We start from the raw sequence: 1940 nt of genomic DNA on the forward strand, positions 1-1940 counted from the left end.
ACACCTAGTACTTTTGATTTAAACCCATGATAATAAGTTTTCCATAAATACTTCCTTTCGATAAATCCTCTCTTAAGCTATTATTCGAAATCTTTGAAGCTTTAAACACATTGTCTTCATTTGTCGTTTCGGGATAATGTAAACTACCGATTTCATAACTCACTTCATCTGAGTTGTATATTAAATCACCATTCGAAGAATACATTAAAGGTTCATAAAGGATTGAAAATGCAGGCAACTTTACATAACTACGACCACCTAAATCGAAGCGTCTGGATTTTTTGTATTGTATATACAATATGTGATAAAAAACTGCGTCTACCTGATACTTCTTCGCTATTTTCTGGATAAATTCTTTTTTCGGAAAATATACATCTGTTTGAAGCTCTGTCGGCTTTTCGTTGATGATCGTCTTAGCTATTTTTTCAAAGTTGGCATTTCCTTTCAAAATGTCTTCCGTATATTGCACTGTCTGAAATTCATAAGCGCCTTTACGTAGTATGTTTGTCGCCAAATTCGTTAGAAAGCTTCCCGCAGATTGAATGATTTCCACATATTCTCCTGACTCTTCTACATTCGGTTGAAAGTTAGGTTCTTTTGGGAAGTAATTCGGTACAAAATTCTTAGGCATATATACCGGAAGGACTAAGACTTTCTTGATATCGCTCTCAACTTTCTCTTTTGGTATCGTAAAGTGATGTCCAAGGCATTGGGTCAAAAAAAACGCAAACGCGAAAATTCCGATTATTCGAAAAAGATTTTTTCTTTTATACTGATTCATTAATTCCTTCATGTTTTTTAATTTTTCCTCTAGTTTCTAATTTTAAATTAAATTGGTTAAAACCCCCGGACCCGGCTTTGTTGAAACACAATGAAATCTGCATATTCGGTAAAGCTCCTAACCCCTAACTCCTAATCCCTAATCACTAGTTCCTAATTTTACTTGGGAAGATAGGGAAGTAATTCCTTAATCCGCTCCAAATCTTCAGGCAACATCTGAACTTTCACAAGGGCTTCTTTTTCGGGATCAAAGTAAACACAAGATACGGTCGGGCTCCAAACAACTTCCACATACATCTTTTGACCCGTTACTTTGTTCTTTACCGCTTCCCCTAACTCAAAACCTTTTTTAATACCGTTTTCTTTCATTCTTTCACCAACTTCAAAAGCGATTCCCTCGCCGTTCTTCTAAAAGAAAGTTATCATTATGTTCCATATTACAAAAAATACTTCCAAAATTCATTTGTGATTTATATATGTCAACATATTCACAAATTGAAAACAGAAAATCAAAAAACAATTCTTCGTCCACTCAATTTTTGAGAATTTATAAAAAAGATACAAACCTCTCACCAATGAGGCGAAGTTACCTCGTTTACTCCCTGACTACATTAAGGAATTTCTAACTCTAACCATCGATTTTACAGGTTCTTTACTTTCCGTTTCATCCGTCGGTTGTCTTACAAATTCTCAAATCTCTCGACTAAAATACGCACTTTTTTAAAAAGCTCCAAAATTTCACTCTTTTGTGATTCATATATTCCGATATATTCACAGATACAAATATGAAAACCCGAATCGTTTCTTCGTCTACGACAAGTTCTACTGAACATACAAAAAGCAGGAATTCATATGATACGGCTTGGAAATTCAATGTCGCTAACGGAAACGTATCCGATCAAGAACTCAAAAAATACCCAAATCAACAGCTCACTCTCTCAAAAAAAGGACCCGAATTCCTTTCGTAACGTCTACGGGTTTCGGTTTAACGGGCTGGAGCCGAATCTTCAAAGAGAAGCTAACTCCCTTTCCGTCCGCTTGGAAAACTCTCTTACCCTTCGAAAAGGTATCATCGCTCTTGCAAAAATCAAACTATGTCTTCTTCAAATCAAATCTCTTCCGAAAAAGATGAGAAACTCCGTTCAAGTTATACTAGGTGT

2 protein-coding genes and 1 pseudogene are annotated in these 1940 nt (G+C 35.5%); 1 reads left to right on the top strand and 2 read right to left on the bottom strand.

What is annotated here, in order from left to right; genetic code table 11:
* Window positions 1-4: 4 nt before the first annotated feature.
* Window positions 5-793 (bottom strand): hypothetical protein, encoded by a 789-nt coding sequence (locus tag LEP1GSC060_RS09865; RefSeq protein WP_003002927.1) that lies wholly within the window; start codon window positions 791-793, stop codon window positions 5-7.
* Window positions 794-939: 146 nt separating this feature from the next.
* The gene (locus LEP1GSC060_RS09870; protein WP_003002931.1) at window positions 940-1149 is read right to left on the bottom strand and encodes a hypothetical protein; all 210 of its coding nucleotides are present in this window, start codon (window positions 1147-1149) and stop codon (window positions 940-942) included.
* A gap of 504 nt (window positions 1150-1653) precedes the next feature.
* Here LEP1GSC060_RS09870 and LEP1GSC060_RS09875 point away from each other — a divergent pair.
* Window positions 1654-1940: pseudogene (locus LEP1GSC060_RS09875) on the top strand (hypothetical protein); the annotation flags it as partial.

This window comes from Leptospira weilii serovar Ranarum str. ICFT, assembly GCF_000332415.1.
GTDB classification, from domain to species: Bacteria; Spirochaetota; Leptospiria; order Leptospirales; family Leptospiraceae; genus Leptospira; species Leptospira weilii_A.

What these genes read in the sequence shown, in the direction of transcription:
- LEP1GSC060_RS09865 (WP_003002927.1), bottom strand. Translation starts at nt 793, where the DNA reads ATGAAGGAATTAATGAATCAGTATAAAAGAAAAAATCTTTTTCGAATA.
- LEP1GSC060_RS09870 (WP_003002931.1), bottom strand. Translation starts at nt 1,149, where the DNA reads ATGAAAGAAAACGGTATTAAAAAAGGTTTTGAGTTAGGGGAAGCGGTA.